18 protein-coding genes, 1 tRNA gene, 2 pseudogenes, 1 riboswitch and 1 other annotated feature are annotated in these 21,760 nt (G+C 49.0%); of the genes and pseudogenes, 3 read left to right on the top strand and 18 right to left on the bottom strand.

Annotated features, from left to right (window positions below; translation table 11 throughout):
- Window positions 1-40: 40 nt before the first annotated feature.
- Window positions 41-862 (top strand): annotated as a pseudogene (locus HMPREF0980_RS19880) (helix-turn-helix transcriptional regulator); the annotation flags it as partial.
- Window positions 863-907: 45 nt separating this feature from the next.
- A pseudogene (locus tag HMPREF0980_RS19875) lies at window positions 908-2,921 on the top strand (HelD family protein).
- A 2-nt stretch (window positions 2,922-2,923) separates the two neighbouring features.
- On the opposite strand, the gene HMPREF0980_RS02845 reads toward HMPREF0980_RS19875, so the two are convergent.
- Window positions 2,924-4,876, bottom strand: a complete 1,953-nt coding sequence (locus HMPREF0980_RS02845; RefSeq protein ID WP_049727616.1) for a methyl-accepting chemotaxis protein — start codon at window positions 4,874-4,876, stop codon at window positions 2,924-2,926.
- Window positions 4,877-4,893: 17 nt separating this feature from the next.
- Complete coding sequence (locus HMPREF0980_RS02840) at window positions 4,894-6,972, bottom strand: efflux RND transporter permease subunit (RefSeq protein WP_049728304.1); 2,079 nt, start codon at window positions 6,970-6,972, stop codon at window positions 4,894-4,896.
- 199 nt (window positions 6,973-7,171) lie between these two features.
- On the opposite strand from HMPREF0980_RS02840, the gene HMPREF0980_RS02835 reads away from it, so the two are divergent.
- On the top strand, window positions 7,172-7,771 hold the full coding sequence (locus HMPREF0980_RS02835; RefSeq protein WP_049727615.1) for a TetR/AcrR family transcriptional regulator: 600 nt from the start codon (window positions 7,172-7,174) through the stop codon (window positions 7,769-7,771).
- Between the two features lie 51 nt (window positions 7,772-7,822).
- On the opposite strand, the gene HMPREF0980_RS02830 is transcribed toward HMPREF0980_RS02835, so the two are convergent.
- From HMPREF0980_RS02830 to HMPREF0980_RS02755, 16 genes are all read right to left on the bottom strand, one after another.
- Entirely contained in the window at window positions 7,823-8,848 is a 1,026-nt protein-coding gene (locus HMPREF0980_RS02830) for a branched-chain amino acid aminotransferase (RefSeq protein ID WP_049727614.1), read from the bottom strand.
- Window positions 8,849-8,954: 106 nt separating this feature from the next.
- Complete coding sequence (gene ilvN / locus HMPREF0980_RS02825; RefSeq protein WP_049727613.1) at window positions 8,955-9,470, bottom strand: acetolactate synthase small subunit; 516 nt, start codon at window positions 9,468-9,470, stop codon at window positions 8,955-8,957.
- Between the two features lie 15 nt (window positions 9,471-9,485).
- Window positions 9,486-11,207, bottom strand: coding sequence for a biosynthetic-type acetolactate synthase large subunit (ilvB, locus tag HMPREF0980_RS02820; RefSeq protein ID WP_049727612.1), 1,722 nt, complete (start codon window positions 11,205-11,207; stop codon window positions 9,486-9,488).
- Window positions 11,208-11,257: 50 nt separating this feature from the next.
- Window positions 11,258-11,535 (bottom strand) — a binding site (T-box leader).
- 41 nt (window positions 11,536-11,576) lie between these two features.
- A complete protein-coding gene (locus tag HMPREF0980_RS02815; protein WP_049727611.1) occupies window positions 11,577-12,770 on the bottom strand; it encodes a glycosyltransferase family 4 protein in 1,194 nt (397 codons plus the stop codon).
- The gene (locus HMPREF0980_RS02810) at window positions 12,767-13,258 is read right to left on the bottom strand and encodes a dihydrofolate reductase (protein WP_049727610.1); all 492 of its coding nucleotides are present in this window, start codon (window positions 13,256-13,258) and stop codon (window positions 12,767-12,769) included. The genes HMPREF0980_RS02815 and HMPREF0980_RS02810 overlap by 4 nt, the downstream gene beginning before the upstream one ends.
- 10 nt (window positions 13,259-13,268) lie before the next feature.
- Complete coding sequence (thyA, locus tag HMPREF0980_RS02805) at window positions 13,269-14,117, bottom strand: thymidylate synthase (RefSeq protein WP_049727609.1); 849 nt, start codon at window positions 14,115-14,117, stop codon at window positions 13,269-13,271.
- A 180-nt stretch (window positions 14,118-14,297) separates the two neighbouring features.
- Window positions 14,298-14,582: a DUF2325 domain-containing protein gene (locus HMPREF0980_RS02800; RefSeq protein WP_049727608.1), complete on the bottom strand. Its 285-nt coding sequence runs from the start codon at window positions 14,580-14,582 to the stop codon at window positions 14,298-14,300.
- Between the two features lie 30 nt (window positions 14,583-14,612).
- Window positions 14,613-15,239 (bottom strand): DUF3793 family protein, encoded by a 627-nt coding sequence (locus HMPREF0980_RS02795; protein WP_049727607.1) that lies wholly within the window; start codon window positions 15,237-15,239, stop codon window positions 14,613-14,615.
- A 220-nt stretch (window positions 15,240-15,459) separates the two neighbouring features.
- The gene (locus tag HMPREF0980_RS02790) at window positions 15,460-15,891 is read right to left on the bottom strand and encodes a MarR family winged helix-turn-helix transcriptional regulator (protein ID WP_049727606.1); all 432 of its coding nucleotides are present in this window, start codon (window positions 15,889-15,891) and stop codon (window positions 15,460-15,462) included.
- Window positions 15,892-16,038: 147 nt separating this feature from the next.
- On the bottom strand, window positions 16,039-16,752 hold the full coding sequence (locus HMPREF0980_RS02785; RefSeq protein WP_049727605.1) for a DUF554 domain-containing protein: 714 nt from the start codon (window positions 16,750-16,752) through the stop codon (window positions 16,039-16,041).
- A gap of 134 nt (window positions 16,753-16,886) precedes the next feature.
- A complete protein-coding gene (locus tag HMPREF0980_RS02780; RefSeq protein ID WP_049727604.1) occupies window positions 16,887-17,450 on the bottom strand; it encodes a folate family ECF transporter S component in 564 nt (187 codons plus the stop codon).
- 66 nt (window positions 17,451-17,516) lie between these two features.
- A riboswitch (THF riboswitch) is annotated at window positions 17,517-17,617 on the bottom strand.
- A 23-nt stretch (window positions 17,618-17,640) separates the two neighbouring features.
- A complete protein-coding gene (locus HMPREF0980_RS02775; RefSeq protein WP_049727603.1) occupies window positions 17,641-19,029 on the bottom strand; it encodes an MATE family efflux transporter in 1,389 nt (462 codons plus the stop codon).
- A gap of 16 nt (window positions 19,030-19,045) precedes the next feature.
- Entirely contained in the window at window positions 19,046-20,332 is a 1,287-nt protein-coding gene (locus HMPREF0980_RS02770; protein WP_049727602.1) for a homoserine dehydrogenase, read from the bottom strand.
- Between the two features lie 273 nt (window positions 20,333-20,605).
- On the bottom strand, window positions 20,606-20,983 hold the full coding sequence (locus HMPREF0980_RS02765) for a hypothetical protein (protein WP_049727601.1): 378 nt from the start codon (window positions 20,981-20,983) through the stop codon (window positions 20,606-20,608).
- Between the two features lie 227 nt (window positions 20,984-21,210).
- Window positions 21,211-21,283: transfer RNA gene (locus tag HMPREF0980_RS02760), tRNA-Gly, on the bottom strand.
- 148 nt (window positions 21,284-21,431) lie between these two features.
- Window positions 21,432-21,752, bottom strand: a complete 321-nt coding sequence (locus HMPREF0980_RS02755) for a hypothetical protein (protein ID WP_049727600.1) — start codon at window positions 21,750-21,752, stop codon at window positions 21,432-21,434.
- Window positions 21,753-21,760: the final 8 nt, after the last annotated feature.

Raw genomic sequence — 21,760 nt, 5'->3', positions numbered from 1 at the left:
TGTATAATAAATATCTGGAAGGAGGATACGAATTATGCCTATGAAACATATTGAACATGTCAAATCTGTCATCGACTATCTGGAAGGACATCTAAGTGGCAAGACAGATTTAGACTCTGTCGCGAAAGCGCTCCACTATTCCAAATATCATCTGCACCACATATTTACTGATACCGTCGGTATCACCATCCATGAATATATCGTCCGCAGGCGGCTGACAGAAGCTGCCAAGCTGCTCGTCTTTTCAGACAGGCCGATTCTGGACATTGCTCTTGCGGCGGGCTATAAGAGCCAGCAGGCATTTACAGATATATTTACCGCCCTGTACAAACAGCCTCCGAACAGATACAGGGAAGCTGAAAGGTTCTACCCGCTGCAGCTGAAGTATATACTGGAAGGGAATTATAAGATGCTGGAGAACAAAGAGGATACGGCTTGGGATATCACATTTGCAGTCGAAGATGATATCCCATGCTGGATGGAACTGGTAAGACTCGTAGTTGACGGATATCCGTACCTCGATGAAGGGGAATATATACAAGTGCTGAAAAAGAGCATCCGGCGAAAAGAAGCCCTCATTGTGAAGGACGGCAATACAGCTGCCGGCATCATGCTCTTTTCCCCCGGAAATGGAAGCATAGATTTTATGGGAACACACCCCCTGTACCGAAAGACGGGGATGCCGAAAGCATTTCTCAACAAGGTCATGCATGAACTTATGAAGGGGAGGGAAATCAGCATAACGACATTCCGTGACGGCGACCGGGCTGAAACCGGACAGCGCAAAGAACTGAAGGAGCTTGGATTTGCGGAGGGTGAGCTGCTGGAAGAATACGGATACCCCACACAGCGTTTCGTCCTTGCCGGTCCTGTCCCTTATCCTGATGAGTTGACACATCTGGAAGAGATGAACGAGAAGCTGGACGCGGCCCTGGCAAAGGCCATCGGCGATGTCTCCAGAATCGACACGGAATACCGGGATGCAAAACGATATATGGCAGAATACAGAGGAGAGCTTGATCCGCATGAAATGTTCCAGAATGAACTGCTTCTGAAGCAGACGGACCATACCGGGGCTTTCGCCGCGGGGGTGCGGGACAGGCTGGAAAAGCTGAAGGATTCCCCATACTTTGCAAGAATCGACTTCAGCTGCAAAAACACGAACCCGGAAAAAATCTATATCGGCCGCTTCACTTTCCGCCATGACAATGAAATTTTAATCTATGACTGGCGCGCGCCTGTGTCCGGCATGTTTTACGACTATGAGCCAGGGCCTGCGGGCTATGACGCCCCGACCGGGCGGATAGAAGGGGAGCTGACGAGAAAAAGACAGTTCAAGATCCGAAACGGCACGATGGAGTATGCCCTGGAAAGCTCCTCCCCCATCCAGGATGATGTCCTTCAGAAAGAACTGTCGCGCACCTCGGATGAGAAGATGAAATCTATCATCACGACGATACAGAAGGAGCAGAATAAGATTATCCGCAGCAGCCATGCGGGGACCATGATCATACAAGGCGCTGCCGGCTCAGGTAAAACTTCCGTGGCGCTCCATCGGATTGCTTTTCTGCTCTACCGTTTCCGGGACAGGCTCACTGCTGAAAATGTGGCGATAATCTCTCCGAACAAGGTATTTGGTGATTATATATCGGGTGTAATTCCGGAACTGGGAGAAGCGCCCGTCTTTGCGCTCAGTTTTTCAGAAATTGCTGAGATTCACCTGAAGCGCGTTATCGATTTTGAATCGGAAAAGAATCCATCGGAGACAGAGGACGTGAATTTGGAAAAGCGAGTACGCTACAAATCTACCCCGGAGTTTGTCTCGCTTATGGACCGTTATATAGCACAGCTGCCTGATACCATCTTTGTGCCTGCAGCCTATACCTTCGGCCGCTTCTCGGTCTCCGGCGAGTGGATCCAGAGACGCTTTATCGCTTACGGAAGCTATCCCCTGAAAAAAAAGGCTCCCCCTGGTGGCCAAGGATATCTGCCACCGTTTCGAGTCCGACAACATCATGGGGGATGACCTGCCGAAACCGCAGGCGGTCTTAAAGGCACTCGCTGCTATGCTCACGGTAAAAAGCCCCCTCGCGCTATATAAGGACTTCTATAAAAAGGCAGGCCATACGGAGCTGTTTGTCATGCCGGCAAAGAAGACGTTGGAGTGGGCAGACGTATATCCTTTCCTCTATCTCTATGCAGCCTTTGAAGGTCTGACGCAGAGCAGCATTACGAAGCACCTTGTCATTGATGAGATGCAGGATTATGCTCCCATCCAGTATGCCGTAATCAACATGCTGTTCCCTTGCCCTAAGACGATTCTGGGGGATTTCGGCCAGTCGCTCAATCCGTACCATGCCTATTCCCTTGACGATTTGCTTTCCCTCTACGAAGGTGCGCAGTTTACTGAGCTGAACAAAAGCTACCGTTCCACATACGAAATTATGAATTTCGCAAAAAATATACGGAATACTGCCGCACTTGAGCCGGTATTGCGCCACGGCGAAGCACCTGAAGTAATAGGCTGCCCCAGTGGAGAGGATGAGCTTTTACGAATCCAAAAAGCGATTGATGCATGGAACAGAGATAAGAATGCTTCCCTTGGAATTATACTCAAAACAGACAAAAGCGCCAAAGCACTCTTTGACGCTCTGTCCCCGGATTGCAGACTGCAGCTCGTTACCCCGGACAGCAGCAGATTTCATAACGGCGTGACTGTCACTTCTGTCAAAATGTCGAAAGGACTGGAATTTGATGAAGTCATACTTCCCCATGTCAATACGGAAACCTACTGTTCAGAGTATGACCGCAGCCTGCTCTATATCGCCTGCACAAGGGCCATGCACCGGCTCACCCTCTTTTATACAGGAGAATGCTCTCGTCTGCTGTCCGGGAACTTCAAAGCCGGAAAGGAGGCTTAATGCTATTCTACGGCCTCTGTCTCAATGATGAATTTTGTGGATCCGTCCATGCCGTTCCTGATTCCGCCAAAGGATTTGTAATTCTGTCCGAGTGTCATCATGGCATTGATCCGGGAAGTCACTCCTTTAATATCGCCTTTGAACACTTCTGTCAGCTTATCGATACCATCTGCCTTGAACTCTGACATTCCTTCAGCCAGCGTACCGGCTCCGTCCGCCAGCTGGCTGACGCCGGCTCCCATCTGGCTGCTGCCGTCCTTGAGCTTTGACGTACCGGTGATAAGCAGGCTGCTCTTTTCATTCAGGGCTGCCGCGCCCTGCTGCAGGGCTGCCGCACCATCGTACAGGTCTGACGTGCCGTCTACAAGGTCGGCGCTGCCGTCGCTGAGCCGGCCAAGGCCTTTCTGGAGGTTGGCGGTGCCGTTTCTCAGTTCGCCTACCCCGCCCGCAAGCTTCTGCGCCACTCCTGCCAGCTGGTCTACCGAACCTTTGATTGTAGAGCTTGTGGCCGCGGCCGCATTTTGTGCTACGGCCGTAATCTTCTCGGTCAAGGCGGGCACAAATGCTGCCGCCAGGTTCTGGATATAGGCGTCTCTCGTCGTACCCATAGCCGTAAACATATCGTCAGTGATATTTTGTGCGGCTGCCTGCGCCATCGCATTGGCGGCAGCACTTATCTCAGCCTTCTGCGCGTCTGTCAGCTCTACGGAAGCACTGCTGCTTCCAAGTTTTTGGCTCAATGCGCTCAGATTGCTGCTCAGCGCATTGGCAGCCACGACTGCGCCCGTGCTCTGGTTGTCATATCCCGAGACCAGCGCATCTGCCCCCGTCTTGGCGTCATGGATTCCCTGCTGCGCCTGCGCCGCTCCATCTTTCAGCTTCTGTGCCCCTGCCGCCACTTCTGAGCTGCCCTGCGCAAGCTGGCTTACGCCGCCTGCATACGCATTCACACCGTCAGCCAGTTCGTTGACACCGCTTTTCAGGTCGCCTGTCTTGCTGTTTAGCGTATCCACACCGTCCGCAAGCGTCCTGCTCCCGTCCTTAAGCTGACTGGCTGCGTCGGACAGTTCGTCGATAGAGTCGCCGAAGCTGTCAAAGTCACTGACATCGTTAAGTCCGAATTTATCCAGCAGATCGGCTGACACGACCGTAATCGTCGTGCCGACGGATACTTTTTTCACATCTGCGGTAATTGTTACGCTTTCCGGTATATCAACATCCACATCCTGAAGGTTCAGATTCTCTGTAAGACCCGGAAATCCGAGGCCGAGTACGATATCTTTATCCGCGTCAGACACTATCTTGCCACTGTCGACGGTAACATTCTTATACTGATCCGTTGGCAGCATAAGTGCGGTCACCATCGTGAACGGCGTGTACATCTCAACATCCTCGCCGTCCACCTGCACTGTCTGTCTGGAATGGTTCTTATAATCGATGTGGATTTCCAGCTTGCCGGACTTTCCTTTCAGCTTTTCCGCTGATATTTTCTTACCATCCAGCTTATATGTTATATTGACGTCCACCGGAAGGGAGTCATCCGATCTGCCCTGGTAATAGATATCGTTCCCCTCCGCATCCCATGTGATGCCGTCCTTATCCTTCTCGGTATATGTCTCGTCGCCTTTGACATTTTTGATGTCTTTAAGACCCGTCATATCCTCAAAAGTGCCGCTGCCCGGATTCTTCAGCCATTCGCTTACTGTCGTGTCTGTCACCTTTCCTGCCGTGTCTGCCTTCACATACACGGTCTCGTCTTTGTACACGCCTTCTGTCTTCGTGTCTGTATCGCCAAGTGCTTCCGATGCCGCCTTCTTCAGCGTTTCTACATCCTCGTCCGCCGCTTTTACTTCCGCTGCAGACATATTGTGCCAGCAGGAGACGCCTGCCATGGAGACAGCCATCACAAGAGCCATGCTTCCCGCCATGATTTTATTCTTTCTACTCTTTCTCATCATAGATACCTCCCTGATTATTCTGCCTGTTCCGGCAAGAATCCTTTGCTTGTTTTACAGATTACTTTATCAAATACCATGAACATCGCCGGCAGTACGCAGATAACGACAACCGTACTGATGATCGCTCCTCTGGACAGCAGCGTGCAGAGCGAGCTTATCATGTCTATCTTAGAGTAAAGCCCGACGCCGAACGTAGCGGCAAAGAAGCTGACGCCGCTGATCAGAATCGATTTCATGGACGACTGGTGCGCCAGGCTGATGGCATCCTTCTTCGAGCGCCCGCGGCCCCGTTCCTTCTGGTACCGGCTCGTCATCAGGATGGCGTAGTCTACCGTGGATCCGAGCTGCACAGTCCCGATGACGATGCTCGCCACGAACGGCAGCTCTGTACCCGTATAGAACGGAACTGCCATGTTGACGCAGATGGCAAACTCGATAATCGCGACAAGTATGACTGGTAGTGATATGGATTTGAACACAAGGCAGATGATGATAAATATGGCAATAATAGATATGACATTTACATTTCTCATATCGCTGTCTGCAATGACCGTCAGATCCTTTGTCAGCGGGGCCTCTCCGATTACCATAGACTCCTTGTTGTAGCTCTTCACAATCTTGTCTATCGACTTGACCTGTTCATTGACTTCATCTGTGGCAGTCTTATAGTCCGAACAGATGAACTGTATCTCATAATTGTCACTTTGCAGCTTCGATTTCACGCCGGACGGGATAAAATCCTCCGGGACAGCGGGGCCGACTACAGATTCCATGCCGATTGCCCATTTCACGCCGTCAACATCTTCTATCTGTTCCATCATCTCTGCTTTTTCCTTCTGATCCATCTCGTCATTCTTCAGCATGACCATATAGACATTATTCATATGGAAATCTTCTTCCAGCTTCTTATTTGCCACAGAACTCTTCAACGTATCCGGAAGCCCTTTATCGATATTGTAGTATACATCCGTGTGGGCATTGCCATAGACTGCCGGTATGAGCAGTATCAGGAACGCTGCCAGCCATACTTTATTGTGCCGTGTGATAAATGCGGACAGCTTGCCAAGATCCGGCAGTATCGGCTTATGCGTCGTCTTATCAATCCATTTGTCAAAGGTGAGCACCATGGCCGGCAGCAGTGTGACACAGCACACCACTCCGATAGCAACTCCTTTAGACATGACGATGCCGATATTCGTTCCAAGCTTGAAGGTCATAAAGCAGAGCGCTATAAATCCGGCGATTGTCGTCACGGAGCTGCCGACTACCGACTTGAACGTGTTGGAAATGGCATGGGCCATCGCCCGGTTCTTTTCTCCTGGAAACCGTTTTTTATTCTCTTCATAACTGTTCAGCAGGAAGATGGAATAGTCCAGCGTCACGCCAAGCTGCAGCACCGCGGCCAGCGCCTTCGTAATATAAGACACGTCGGACAGGAACATGTTTGTTCCCATATTGTAAAGGATGGCGATACCGATGCTGAGCATAAATATGAACGGCGTAATCCATGAATCCATCGTGAGTGCCAGAATGATCAGGCAGAGTACGACTGCAATCAATACATAGATTGGCATCTCGCTCAGTGCCAGTGACTTGATGTCCGTCACTACGCCTGACATACCGCTTACAAAGCAGTGCTTTGCGCTTATTTTCCGAAGCTGCGTTACCGCGTCCATCGTCTCGTCTGAAGAAGTCGTGTTGTCGAACAGCGCCACGAGCATAGTAGAATCACCATTCTTGAACACCTTTTCATACTTGGACGGAATCATTTCCATCGGGACGCTGATATCCATGAGGTCATCGTACCATATGACATCCGACACATGATCTACTGTTTTCATCTCTTCCTTCAGTGCCACTACATCTTTTTCTTCCATACCTTCTACGATAACCATGGAAAAGGCACCCATTCCAAATTCGTCTACCAGGGTGTCCTGCCCTTTTACTGTCTCAAGGCTGCCTGGAAGATAGCTTAGTACATCATAGTTGATTCTCGTCATGTTCATCCCGATGATAGACGGGACAATCAGAAGCAGGCCGAGTATCAAGATGATATTCTTATGTTTTGCAATCCATTTGCCGATTTTCACCATCATGTTGCTTTCATCCTCCTGTCTGTACAATAATGACCATCAGTCATTTAACTCAGTTGAAACTATACACCAAAAATGACCATTAGTCAATACTATTTTTGACTTTTGGTCATTTTTCTGTTATACTATGTGAAACTACTGGATAACGTGCATGTGGACGTCTCATTTGTATAGTTATACGAATCAAGGAGAAATCATTATGGGGAAAATCGACGAAAACAAAAAGAAGAAAAAGGAAGCCCTGTTCAACACTGCCTACGAACTATTTGTCACAAAAGGAATCAACGGCACTTCCATATCAGATATCGTAGAACAGGCCGGTGTGGCGAAAGGAACGTTCTACCTGTATTTTAAAGATAAGTATGATATCAAGAACAAGCTCATAGCCCACAAGACACACGAGCTGTTCACAAAGGCAGGTTCTGCTATGGAGGCAGCAGGAATAAGCGGGCTGGAAGAACAGCTCATCTTCATCATCGACCATATCGTAAATGAGCTGGTTGGCAACAAAGCGCTCCTCAACTTCATATCGAAGAACCTCGTCATGGGCGCCCTGCGCTCCGCCCTGCTTTCCGGAGAAAGCTCAGACGCCATATTTTTTGATAAGTACATGATGCTGCTGGAAAGCGACGCCCATACCTACGAAGATGAGGACGTGATGCTGTTCACAATCGTAGAACTCGCAGGATCCACCTGCTACAATTCCATACTGTTCGAAGAACCCCTGCCGATAGAACAATATAAGCCGTTCCTGTACCGGACCGTACGCCTCATCATACAGAGCCATCGTGTTAAATAAATAACGGGGGACGTGATCTTTTTGAAAAAGATCACGTCCCCCGTTATTTATTTAACATATTTTACAAATCCATCCTTCGGGTGCTGCTATCTGCCCCATCTGGATTCCTGTCAGTGTATCGTACAGCTTCTTTGTTATCGGCCCCATCTCTTCCATGCCGCTGGGCAGGCAGATTTCTCTGCCGTGGTCCACAACTTTCCCTACTGGCGAGATTACGGCTGCGGTACCGCAGAGACCGCATTCTGCAAAGTCTTTCACTTCGTCGAGGTACACTTCTCTTTCTTCTGCTTCCAGTCCCAGGTACTTCTCTGCCACGTATATGAGGGAGCGTCTTGTGATGGAAGGAAGTATGGTATCAGACTTCGGTGTTACGACCTTGTTGTCCTTTGTCACGAATATGAAGTTGGCTCCGCCGGTCTCTTCCACTTTTGTCCTTGTCGCCGCGTCGAGGTACATGTTCTCGTCATACCCTTCTGCATGAGCGCTCATAATAGCATGAAGGCTCATGGCGTAGTTAAGTCCTGCCTTGATGTGTCCCGTCCCGTGCGGCGCTGCCCGGTCGAAATCGCACACGCGGATTGTAATCGGCTTAGCCCCGCCTTTGAAGTACGGGCCTACCGGGGTGGAGAATACCCGGAACTGGTATTCATCTGCAGGCTTTACACCGATAACAGGATTGGAGCCGAACATATATGGCCTGATATACAAGGTGGCACCTGAACCGTAAGGCGGAACATAAGCCGCATTTGCCTCCACGACCTGCCTTACTGCTTCCACAAACCTGTCTTCCGGAAATGCCGGCATCTCAAGGCGCTTTGCAGAATCAACCATCCGTTTTGCATTCAAGTCAGGGCGGAACGTAACGATATGTCCGTCTTCTGTCGTGTACGCCTTCATCCCCTCGAAGATTGTCTGCGCATACTGGAGAACCCCCGCGCACTCATTGATAACTACATTGGCATCGGAGGTCAGCGTTCCTTCATCCCACGCCCCGTCTTTGTAGTTGGAAACGTATCGTTTTTCTGTCGGGATATACCCAAATCCCAGATTCGCCCAGTCTATATTCTTCTTATCCATGTTCTCATTCCTCCGTCCTGGAAAACTTCTGTTTTATCTTCTCTAATTATAATACCGTGCAGGTCAAAATTCAAGAGTGCACTCTGTTTTTTAAAAAAACAAGCGCCTACCTCTCCATCATGCTGATGGATTCTATTCCGACACTTCCGCCTCGCACGACTTCTATGCTCTGGAACTCCTCTTTCATCAGCTTGATGACCGCATCATTCTTCGTGGCTGTCTGGACGAACTCCAGAAGCAGGCTGTCTTTGCCGTAATCGATTACTTTCGCCTTGAATGTCTCCGCTATCTGGAACAGCTCTACCTTATCTTCCGGCGTACATTTCCGTACCTTCACATACAGAATCTCTTTCATCCTTACAAATATGTCAGTAAAATCTATGACCTTTATCACCTCTACAAGCCGGTTCAGCTGCTTTTTTATCTGTTCAAACGTCTCATCATCACTGACCGTCGCTATCGTCATCCTGGAAACTGTCGGGTCTTCCGTCGTACCCACGGTAAGACTGTCCATGTTGTAGGACTTTCCGGAAAACAGTCCGGAAATCTTCGAGAGAACCCCTACCTGGTTCTCCACATACAACGATATCCATCTTTTCTTCATTCCATTTCCATTACTCATCGTCCTCACTCCTTTCTAACAGTCCAGAATCATATCTTCCAATGTTCCGCCAGGCTGTATCATCGGATATACAAGATCTTCCGGATCAATGATAAATTCTATGATGGTCGGTGTCTTCGTGCTCTTCCTCGCCTCTTCAAATGCAGCCTCTATCTCCTCTTTCTTTGCCACGCGGATTCCCTTCGCCCCATAGCTCTCTGCAAGCTTAATAAAATCAGGCGTATATTCCGGACATGCCACTTCTCCGCATTTTCCTCTGCACGCCGCTCCCGAGCGGAGGCACGTCATGGAATACCGTTTTCCGTAAAAAAGCTTCTGCCACTGCCGGACCATACCAAGATTGCTATTGTTAAAGATACAAGAGATGATAGGAAGCTCTTCCAGTACGGCTGTGGCCAGTTCCTGTATGTTCATCTGCATGCCGCCGTCGCCTGATATGGAGATGACCGGCGTGTCCGGGCTGCCGATCTGGGCTCCGATTGCTCCCGGCAGCCCGTATCCCATCGTTCCGAGCCCCCCTGACATGAGCAGACGTTTCTTCGCCGTCAGCTCTACGAACTGTGCCGCAAACATCTGATGCTGTCCTACGTCTGTCACTATGATTGCCTCGTCGAACATCTCATTGATCTTCTCTATAATATCCTGAGGCGTCATGACCGGTTTCTGCTTCATTGCCATCGGATGCACGGCTTTCCATTCGTTCACTTCCTCAAGCCACTCCTGCGTGTCACATTCTGACACATATTCGAGCATCCTCTCGACAGCTTCTTTGGCATCCGCCACAATCGGCACGTCTACCTGTACGTTTCTCGATATGGCAGCCGTGTCGATATCAATATGTACGATCTGGGCGTGCGGCGCAAAGGAATGCAGCTTACCGGTGATGCGGTCGTTAAACCGTGTCCCTATGGAAAATAAAAGGTCGCATTCGTTTACAGACATATTTGCCGCATATGCACCGTGCATCCCTACATTACCCACGTAGAGTGGATGGTTCGTAGGGATAGCTCCCCGTCCCATAACCGTAGTGATAACCGGAACATTCGTCTTCTCAGCCAGCTCCGTGAACGCTTCGTTGGCACGCGCGATATTGATTCCGCCTCCTGCCAGAAAGATTGGCCGTTTTGCCTTGCCAAGCATTTTAATCGCACGCTTGAGCTGTCCGATGTGGACATGCGTGTTCGGCTTATATCCGCGGATGTTCACTTCTTCCGGGTATTCAGCCGGCCCGAGCTCTTCCATCACGTCTTTCGGGAGGTCTACAAGAACTGGTCCCGGTCTTCCGGTGCGGGCAATATAGAAGGCTTCTTTTATGATACGTCCGAGATCCTCCCTGTCACGCACGGTGATTCCATATTTTGTGATGCTCCTCGTGATGCCCACGATATCGACCTCCTGAAACGCGTCATTGCCAATCAGATGCCGCGCCACCTGTCCCGTAAAGCATACGAGCGGCACGCTGTCATAATTTGCCGTCGCAAGTCCGGTCACAAGGTTCGTGGCTCCCGGCCCGCTCGTGACGAGGCAGACGCCGACTTTTCCGGTAGAACGGGCATACGCGTCAGCCTCATGGACGAGTGCCACTTCCTGCCTCGGCAGGATTACTTTCGTATAATCCTGTTTATACAATTCATCGCTGATATCAATCGTGCAGGCACCCGGATATCCGAACAGGGTGTCAACACCTTCTTCCCTCAGCGCCTTGACCAATAATTTGTTCCCACTGATTCTTTTCATAAACTACCTCCTTCATGTCCCGGACGAAAAGAAAAGCCCTAAGCCGTCCGGCTTAGGGCGAATATTACATCCGTGTTACCACCTAATTTCAGAGAGCCGCGCCCTCTGCACTCAACCAATACAGGAGACTCATGCATCTATTACCCATCTCCGATACTGTTCCCCGTTAACGCAGGGAATGCGTTGAAGTCTACTCGTACTGCCCTCTGCTGTCCTTTCGGTTCACTGCTCAAAGGCTACTTCCATAATTCCGTCACGAAGATTTCCACCAGCCATCTTCTCTCTTTGCATCAGGGGATTATGTACTCCTCCTTGTCATAGCATTTCTCAGATAATTAATGTTATTATAGTAGATTTGCCTCACATATGTCAACTGATTTCCAATATTCTTTCGCAAATATTTTTCCAGGACAAGTGCGTGATGTCTGTTCTGCCTTCCATCGCCAGTTCCGCGCATTCCTTAATCTTGTCGGCAAGCTCCCTTTCAAATGCATCCAGTGATTCTGCCACCACTTCGTCCGTATGATGCATCTGGGGCATGGATACATAAAAGACCGGCGCTCCGGGCGCTTCTTTGCCAAGCCAGTCCTGTATACCCGGAAAATCTGTCACAACGACCTTATCACCACAGGCCAGTGCCTCTATTACAGTTAACGGCAGCCCGTCAAAAAAGGATGGAAGGACAAATATATCGCTGTCGTTATACACCTTTGCCAGTTCCTCCTGCGGAAGCTTTCCTAAGAATTCCACCTCGTACGGGGATGCCGCGGCAAGCCGTTCTATCTCCCTGTATTCCTCTTCATTTCCGGCGCCTCCCGCCAGACGCAGGATGAGAGCCCCTCTCCCGTAAGGCAGATGGCGCAGGCATCTTATCAGACTCATGACACCCTTTTTTTCTGCTATCTTTCCCGCAAACACGAGCCGCAGAACGCCGTCTCTTCTGCGCCTGCCCTCCGTCCTGTGGAAAATCTCGTGGTTATATCCTGTTCCGGATATATGTATCTTGCCAGGATCCATCCCATATATCCGAGCCACCCCTTCCGCCTGGGCGGACTGCGGCACAAATACCGCGTCCAGACCGCGGATCTGTTCCGCGATATAATCACGCCAAAGCGGATTCTTCATCATCTGCCGCAAATCGGTATTATGGCAGAACCCGTAGATTCTGTGATTCGGAAGATGCTCCCGCACGCAGGCAGTGAGCAGGTACAGGTGATGGCAGAGTATGAGGTCCGGCCGGAACTCTTCTGCCGCTCTGTCAACCACTTCCAGAAATGCTTTCCTGAACTGCTCCGCCATATCGTCCGTCATGTCGCAGTAGCGCGTACTTCTGTAAGGCATCTCATCGGACATGCCCGCGATATGGAACGGCAGCCTTTCACTTGAAAAACAGACCGGATAGAAGGTGGTACCTTCCGGAAACTGGGGACTGTCGTCCTCATAGATTCCCGCTATGACCGCCTGCTTATGTCCTTGAGCGGCAAATGTCTTCACAAGCTCTGTCAGATAGATGCCGCTGCCTGTACTCTCCGGCTTCTGGGCCGTAATGCTTAAAATGTTCATGATTTCCTCTCGTATACGGTAAATACATATTCCAAATCGAAATATGTCTGTTCCTCGCTTGTCTTTGTCATCTCCCACTGCGGGTCTTCATCCAGGTTCGGGAAATATGTGTCAGCGTCATATGCATGGTCGATCCGGGTAATATATGCCCGGTCACAATAAGGAAGGAGCTGGCGGTATATCGCCTCGCCGCCGATGACATAAATGTCCTCGGACGGATATTTCTTAAGCTCGTCCAGCATCTCGTCAAGAGAATGTACCAGCACGATTCCGTTCGTATCATAACTTTTGTCTGTCGTCATCACGACATTTACCCTGTTCTTCAGAGGCTGCCCGCCTGGAAAGCTCTCCAGCGTCTTGCGCCCCATCGCCACTACCTTGCCTTTCGTCGTCTCCCGGAAGAACTTCATATCCTGTGGAATGCTCACAAGCAGTTTGTTTCCCAGTCCTATCGCCCAGTTCTTGTCTACCGCTACTATCAAATTCATACGTCTCCTCCTATATCGCTACCGGTATATTTTTAATCTGTTCGTGCGTATTGTAATCTATCAGCTTCACGTCATCACGTGTAAAGTCGTAGAAGTCTTTCACCTCCGGGTTCAGCCAGAATGCAGGTGCCGGAAGCGGTTCTCTTCCTATCAGTTCTTCTATCAGCGGAATATGCCTGTCGTATATGTGCGCGTCCGCTATGACATGGACGAACTCTCCTGCTTTCATGCCACACACCTGAGCAAGCATGTGGAGAAGCACAGAATACTGGCATACGTTCCAGTTATTGGCTGCCAGCACATCCTGGGAGCGCTGGTTCAGTATTCCGTTGAGCGTCAGCATGTCGCTGTCTTTTTCTTTTGTCACATTGAACGTCATGCTGTACGCACATGGATACAGCGCCATCTCATGCAGATCTTCATGGACATAGAGATTCGTCAGAATCCTACGGCTGTATGGATTGTGCTTCAGATCATAGATGACGCGGTCAATCTGGTCGAACATGCCTTCTTTATACTGATGCCTGACGCCCATCTGATATCCGTAAGCCTTGCCGATGGAGCCGTCTTCATCCGCCCAGCTGTCCCATATATGGCTGTTCAGGTCATGGATATTGTTCGACTTCTTCTGCCATATCCAGAGCAGCTCGTCCGTGCAGCTTTTAATAGCGGTCCTCCGAAGCGTAAGTGCCGGGAATTCCTTTGACAGGTCGTATCTGTTGACAACGCCAAACTTTTTGACGGTGAAAGCCGGCGTCCCGTCTTCCCACACCGGGCGCACTTTCTCTCCTTTTGTATCTGTACCGTTATCTATGATATCTCTGCACATAGCTATAAACACGTTATCTGCATAACTCATTTCTCATACCTCCTGCTTAGTCTATCCATTATGATAACATGATTTCTCGCTCCTGTCATGAAAATAAGCGCTCCCTTTCTGTAATCTTTCTGTGCAGAGGATAAAAGGACACAAAAAAGACAGGTTCCTGCTGCGGAAACCTGTCTGGGCCGTTTACGCTATTACAGCTCAAATCCTATGCTACGCTGGCTTTATGTTCTGAAGTACAGTGTCCAGCGCATTTGCGCTGCTGCTGTGGGAGCGTTCTACCCGGATATTGTACCGCTCCGCTTCTTTCAACGCACAGTGGACCATCTTATGCGCTACGGTAGAGGTGAACAGTATAATCAGATCCGGCTGTCCTATCTGCGTTTTAAGGTTCCCGGACATCCGCGTAAATACTTTCGCTTTATATTTATGACGTTTGCAGATCTGCTTATACTGCTGCTCCATCCGTTCATTCCCACCTATAATCACTACACTCATCTATGCCACGCTCCTTCCCGTCAGATTGTCTTACACCGCTGCTGCTTTGATTCCTGCTGCACACGCGATATCCCGGATATGCTTGCCTGCCAGAAACTCATTCACAGCACTTGTCTTGGCCTTGTCATAGGCAAGAAATATCATCTGTGCCTTCTCCGGGTCTCCGTACACTTTCCAGTATCCTGTAATCAGGCAGTTCTTTCCACCGTTATCTATAAATCCCTTTACATCTTCAAGAGGATAATCCAGGAAAGCGCCTATCTCATGTGGAAATGCTATGTCTTCCTTCGAGTAACGGCATATTCTGGCGGAAAGCTTCTGCAGGATATCGTCTACATCCGCTTCTCTGCCAGCGCATCCGTAACCATGGAAAGAAAGAAATCCTCTGATATCCTCCCGGTTGAGATACTCCTTAAAGGCTGCCCGTCTGAAAAAGAACACAAGACATCTGCCTTTTCTCACGGCCAGTATTCTATATTCTATCCCGGTGTCGGAAAGCACCGTCCTGAGCTCCTGACAGACACCCTTATCCACATTCGTGATACAGGTAACCTTAAGTCCTTTTAAAAACGGGGCACATTGCAGGATGAGCTGGAACTGCAGCCGCCTTTTCACATCTGCAACCGTCAGCATATAAGATACAACTTCAACAGGCATATCTGATTCCTTTCTTTGATATTTTGATATTGATAATCATTTACATTAATAAATATATCATAAGTATTTTTATATAGCAAGTGTAATTTATTTATTGATAGTCTTTTCTCAACAAACTCCGATTATGCAAAAGGGACAGGGCAAAGGTGAATTGGGGACGGAGGAAAATTCATTTTCCTCCGTCCCCAATTCACCTTTGCCCTGTCCCTTTTGGAAACACCTACGGGTCTGATATGTTGTAAAGCACTTTCCCGAGCATCTTCTGAAGCGCTTCTATCTCTTTCTTCGTCATGCCGATTGTAAGCTTTTTATCTATCTTCTTCCGGTCTGCCTCCATCCTGCGTTGGATGTCATACGCCTTTTCCGTCAGGTATACCACCTTGCATCTCTTGTCTTTATTGCTCGGCACAATCAGGATGAACCCTTTTTCATCCAGCCGTTTCAAAAGCCCCGTAACCGTAGGGTTCTTCAGGCTGAGCGCTTTCTCGATATCCCTCTGGTTCACTTCTTCCTTCCTGCTGGAAAACAGGTAATCAAGTACCGCACATTGGGACGCTGTGATGCCCAACGTCCGTAGTAAATTGTTAAATTCCTTCTCATATACATTATTAATCTGCTTAAACACAAACCCTATCGGTAATCGTTCCTGCATGCCATCACCCTTATCCTTAGTATAACGACAGTATTCATATATAGCATGCTATACTTCCGGCAAAATGTCAAGCCATTTGGGGACACCATAAAAGCGAGTTTGGGACGGGGGAAATTGAATTTTCCCCCGTCCCAAACCCGCTCCAGCTTACATTATCTGTGTCCATATCCACGAAAACGGCATGGCAAGTGCCATGGCCGGCAGCATGTTGGCGATAGGAAAGCGTTTGATCCCTGCTATCCGGAAGCCGGTCGCCAGCATGAGTATGCCTCCGCAGGCGGTGAAGTCTGCCAGCATCGTGTCCGTTGTCATGGGCATGATCAGACCTGCACACAGATACAGCACGATTAATATGACGAACTGTGGCACTGCCACGAGCGAGACGATGAACCCGAGGCTTGCGGCGAATATCGCCGCCGTAAACAAATCCAGTATGGCCTTTGATATGAGGATAGTATGGTCTCCCGTTATCCCCGACTGAAGGGCCCCAAATACCCCGGTGCCGCTGGCGCAGAACAGCACGAGGATGCTGATGAACTCGGCCAGGAATGTATCTTTACTGTCCTCCGTATCTGTCTTCATGATTCTTGCAACCGGCGCCTGCACTTTCTCTGCCGCCAATGCAATGCGATCTTCCAGACGTAGCAGCTCCCCGGCGACTGTCCCGAGGATGACAGCAAATATGACAGCCGGCATCTGTTCCATCTTTATGATGCTCGTAATCCCCAATGTCATGCTGCACACGCCAAATACGAGCGTCAGCGTATTGCACAGATTTTTATCAAGCCTCTTGCCGAGACATGCTCCTGCTATCCCTCCCGCAAATACACATAAGCTGTCCACAACCACTCCGACCGGCATCTTATTATCCTCCTTTATCTCAGTCTCTTATTCATCCACTCAAAATACAACAGGGCAAATGTCCGGCGTCTGCCGCAACACTTGCCCTGTATCTCAACTTGCCAGACATTGCTGTCCGTATACTTCAAACCCGACTAAAGCTTTGCGGCCCTGCCTGCACCTGCAAACAGATGCGCCCTGGAAAGCACTTTTGCCACCGCATAGAACAGAATAACTTCTATCGGAAGCATGATGATCTGCTTCACAATCCTGGCCGGAAGAAGCGCAACAAACGTATTGCCGTACAGCAGTGTAAGCCAATACGTATTCAACAGCAGATTGATAAGCAGCGTCACCAGTCCGTTGGCCGCTATAATACGCTTCATGCTGAGCGGCTTCTTGTAGAGCACAATCCCGTAGATGATGCCGCCGAGCAGTCCGCTGATAGTGAAACCCGGAAAGAAAGGCCCCGTAGGCTTCACCAGATACTTTACCAAATCCGCGAGACCTCCCACCACGCCTCCCACGGCCGGCCCGAACATCATACCGGCAAGCTCGTTTGCGATGTACGCAAAGCCGATCTTGATGTAATCGGTAAGCTGCAGCGTGTAGAACCCCAGCACGACCGCAATTGCAAGCAGCATGGCCGCCATAGCCAATGTCTTTAAGCTTCTTAACTCGTGAAAGGAGTCCGTGAACAGTGACTTGATTTTCTTCATAAAAATACCTCCTTTGCAGTAGTTGTCCTTAAAGCTACGCACAGCAGGTATCTTCTGTCTATGTGTAGCAGCGGGATGCGAGATATGTACCGCAAGCTTCCATGCTTTTCGTCCTGCCGGCAACTCCCCGTCCGGCTGGCACTTAACGCACATATCTCTACTCTGCTTTTCTTATTTAATTTTTACCTATTCATTCTAGCACATTATCCTGCGCAGGGCAATGGTTAAACTTCTTCAGTTCACGGTACGCATATGCAATCGCCACCGCTGCTGCCGCAGCATCTGCAATCGGCCCCGCATACATGACCCCATCAATTCCCATGAACAGTGGAAATAGCACAATCAGCGGCAGCAGGAATATGACCTGCCTCGTAAGGGATACCACGATGCCAAGCTTCGCCTTCCCAATAGACGTAAAGAATCCAGATGACATCGGCTGCAGGCCGTTTATAAACGTCATCAGCATAAAGATGCGGAAATATCGTTCCGCAAAATGGAAGTATTCTTCACTTCCGCTGCCAAATATGCTGACTATCTGTCTCGGAAATATCTGGAATGCCGTAAAAAACAGGATGCCTACTGCCAGGGAGAGGACCGCGGCTTTCTTATACGTTTCCTTGACCCTCCCGAAATTACCCGCGCCGTAGTTGAATCCCCAAATTGGCTGGCACCCTTGGGAGATTCCGATGCAGATAGCCATAAAGACCATGTTGACCTTGGATATGACTCCTACGCACGCGAGCGGGATGTCTGTCCCATACACGGAGGAGGCCCCGTAATGGCGCAGCGTATTATTCATCACAATCTGTACGGCAGCCATGGCAATCTGATTGATACATGCCGCCATCCCCAGCGACATGATAGCCTTGAGATAAGTCCCCTTCGGCCGCATCATGGAAACGGTAAGCTCCATATGACGGATTTTCGTGAAATAGACGATTACCATAATTCCGGAGATAATCTGCCCGATAATCGTCGCCCAGGCTGCTCCCTTGATTCCCCAGTGGAATCCGAAGATAAAAAGAGGGTCCAGTATCGTGTTGATGATAGCACCTGTAAGCATACACGTCATGGAATATGTCGGACTCCTGTCCGCCCGGATGAGGTGATTCCCACCGGTCGTAAGCACCAGAAACGGGATACCGAACGCCGTGATCCCTGTATAATCCAGGGCATACGGCAGCACGTCCGGCGTGACGCCAAACAGATGCAGAAGCGGATCTAAGAATACGAGCACGATAACAGCTATGAACACACCGCTAACCGCGAGCATGGACAGGCCTGTTCCTGCTATCCTGGCTGCACGTTCCGGATTTCCAGCACCAGACTCCAGATTATAATTAGAAGCGCTTCCGATGCCGAGCAGCAGCGCTGTTGCTGTACAGATGATAGATACCGGAAATGCAATATTCGTCGCCGCATTTCCAAGCATGCCTACCCCTTGTCCGATAAATATCTGGTCTACTATATTATAAAGCGAACTGACAAGCATGCTTATGATTGCCGGAACCGCAAATTTTGCTATCAGCCTGCCAACTCGTTCAGCGGCCAATGGATTCTGTTTAACTAACTCTTCCATATCAAATCTGTCACTCCTAATACTCCCGGATAATACTGCTGATTTCCCTTGTCGTCTCCATATCCTTCAAGTGTTCGAGCGCATCCTTCATGTGATATTCCTTCACCGCTTCTGTCACTATGACAAGCTCCGCCGCCCCATCCTTGATTATCTTCTGCACTACTTTAGAAATGCTTACCTTGTGGACGCCGAACACGCTGGCAATCGCAGCCAGGACTCCCGGCTTGTTATCCACCTGCATCCGGAGGAAAAATTTATTCTTCACATCGTCAAACTTCTTGATGGGCGTCGTCCTGAAGCATGTACAGCTGATTCTGCCCGTACAGTGGTACTGGATGTCCCTCGCCACGTCTATGACATCGCCCATGACCGCGCTGGCCGTCGGGAACTCTCCTGCCCCTCTTCCATAGAACATCGCATCATCGACTGCGTCACCGTGGACAAAGACCGCGTTAAAAGACTCCCTGACCGATGCCAGCGGATGATCCTTTGGAAGCAGCATAGGATAGACTCCAACTTCTATGCCGTCTTCTGTATTATGCGCAACACCAAGCAGTTTAATCACACTTTTGAATTCCCGCGCGTACTGGATATCTCTAGCCGTAATGCCGGTTATGCCCTCCGTGTATACATCAGAGAATACTACCCTGGAATGAAAGGCGATGGACGCCATGATAGCCACCTTACGCCCTGCGTCGAGCCCTTCTATATCTGCCGTGGGGTCTGCTTCCGCATACCCAAGTTCCGTCGCCTTTGCAAGCGCTTCTTCAAAGTCCATGCCGTCCTCGAACATTTTCGTCAAAATATAATTGGTCGTACCGTTTATGATTCCTATCACTTCATCAATCTCATTAGAAGCAAGGCACTGTTTTAAAGGACGGATAATCGGAATTCCTCCCGCAACCGCAGCCTCAAACAGAAAATCCACCCCATTGTTCTCAGCCGCGTCCAGCAGTTCTTTTCCATATTCGGCTACAAGGTCTTTGTTGGCTGTAACAACATTCTTACCAGAATTAAGCGCCTCAAGTATCATCGTCCTGGCCGGCTCTATACCGCCCATCACTTCGATGACAATCTCAATCTCGCTATCGTCTATGATATCTTCCCACCTGTCGGTCAGCAGAGAGGCATCCACGCCATCCCTCTTCTTGCCTATACTATGTACAAGAATCTTTTCGATGCGAAGATCCGCACCAACTTTGTGCACCATCTCTTTCTGCTGTCTCTCAATTAACTTGTATACCCCGCTTCCGACTGTTCCCAGCCCGAGGAGCGCTACTTTGACCGTTCTCTTCTCTGTCATATATTATCACCGTCCGTTTCCTTAATTCATAACTGCTAATCATGTTTGCCACGCCGCCGGGGCTATGGCAGTTCCTGTTCTTATATCAGGTCATGATGTAAAGTATACCACATTTGAAATGCGACTTCCAGTGTCACATATTCCAGAAGCCCGCCATTGCTGTATTGAGCCCTAAATAAAAAAGCAGATCCCCAATCCGGAACCTGCCATATCGTAAGCTGCTCTGATGCTATGTAGCGGCCACCAGCCAGAATGTCATTTCTGCAGCTTCATCTACTCACATATCAGTAGTTCTCTCAGGCTGCATGTGTTTTCTCTCTTAGCAAATGCCTCCCCATCGAGAGATCTGTGTATTTGCTTAAGTACCTTCTTTTTCCTCATGACAAATACATTCAGGTTCCCCATAAAGCGCATATCATCGATTTCCTCTGAGACATTCGGCATGTAGAGAGGGACGGACGGGCCAACCCATCTCACTTTTCCACAATCATCATAATTAACGATGACAGTAAGACCTTCCGGAATCTCGACTCCTTCGATAGAAGTCACTTCGAACAACGTACTGCCCCCGCGCATACCGGCTTCCTTTGCTTCAAAATCTTCTACCAGTATCTCTTTTAATATCTGCATCTGGCGTTCTTTATTACTCATAATCCACCTCCTGATACAATTGGAATGATTTATGTGTCTCCCTATATATCCAGTATAACATCGCCACAATCAGAACGAAAGACAAATATTCCTAAAACTAAAATAGATACCGAAATAATCTCCCAATATGCTTGGATTATTATTTCAGTACCTATTGTCATCAACTGTATTTCCAATCGTACTTTTTAAGCAAAGCAGCAAAAGCACTTCGAATATTAGATTTTCAAAGCGACAGACGGGGTTCGAACCCGCGACCCCGACCTTGGCAAGGTCGTACTCTACCAACTGAGCCACTGTCGCATATGTTGTGTTTTTGTTCCTCAGAACAATAATTAATATACTATATACTCTCCTATTTGTCAACACTTTTCTTGGGATAATTTTTTTTTATTTTTATCATATAGAAACATGATACTGCCGCAGGTGCCGGACGCTTGTCCGACACCTGCTAGCTCCTTTTTCCAGCTTTTATCTCCGCAGAATCAAGATTTATTTTTATGCCTTCCGCTTTCAAAACATTTCTAATCTTCTTAAAAATATCCAGCACGTCATTTTCATACTGCATATTTTTTTTATGCTTTTTATAATATCCGTAGTCTTTCAACTTAATCTTCTTCAGATTATTATGCTTTATATTCCAGGCTGCCACCTGCCGGCCACGGAAGTTGAAGAAGCTGCCTGTCCCGACAGAATACCCATTATCAAGCGTCTCCGGGAGATTCTGGATAACAAGCGTACTATCCTTTATTATCCTCTTAATCTTCTTCAAGCTCTTTT

Source organism: Dorea sp. D27 (assembly GCF_001185345.1).
GTDB lineage: Bacteria > Bacillota > Clostridia > Lachnospirales > Lachnospiraceae > Extibacter.
The sequence above is the reverse complement of the archived record's forward strand: the minus strand, read 5'-3'. Positions and strand labels throughout refer to the sequence as shown.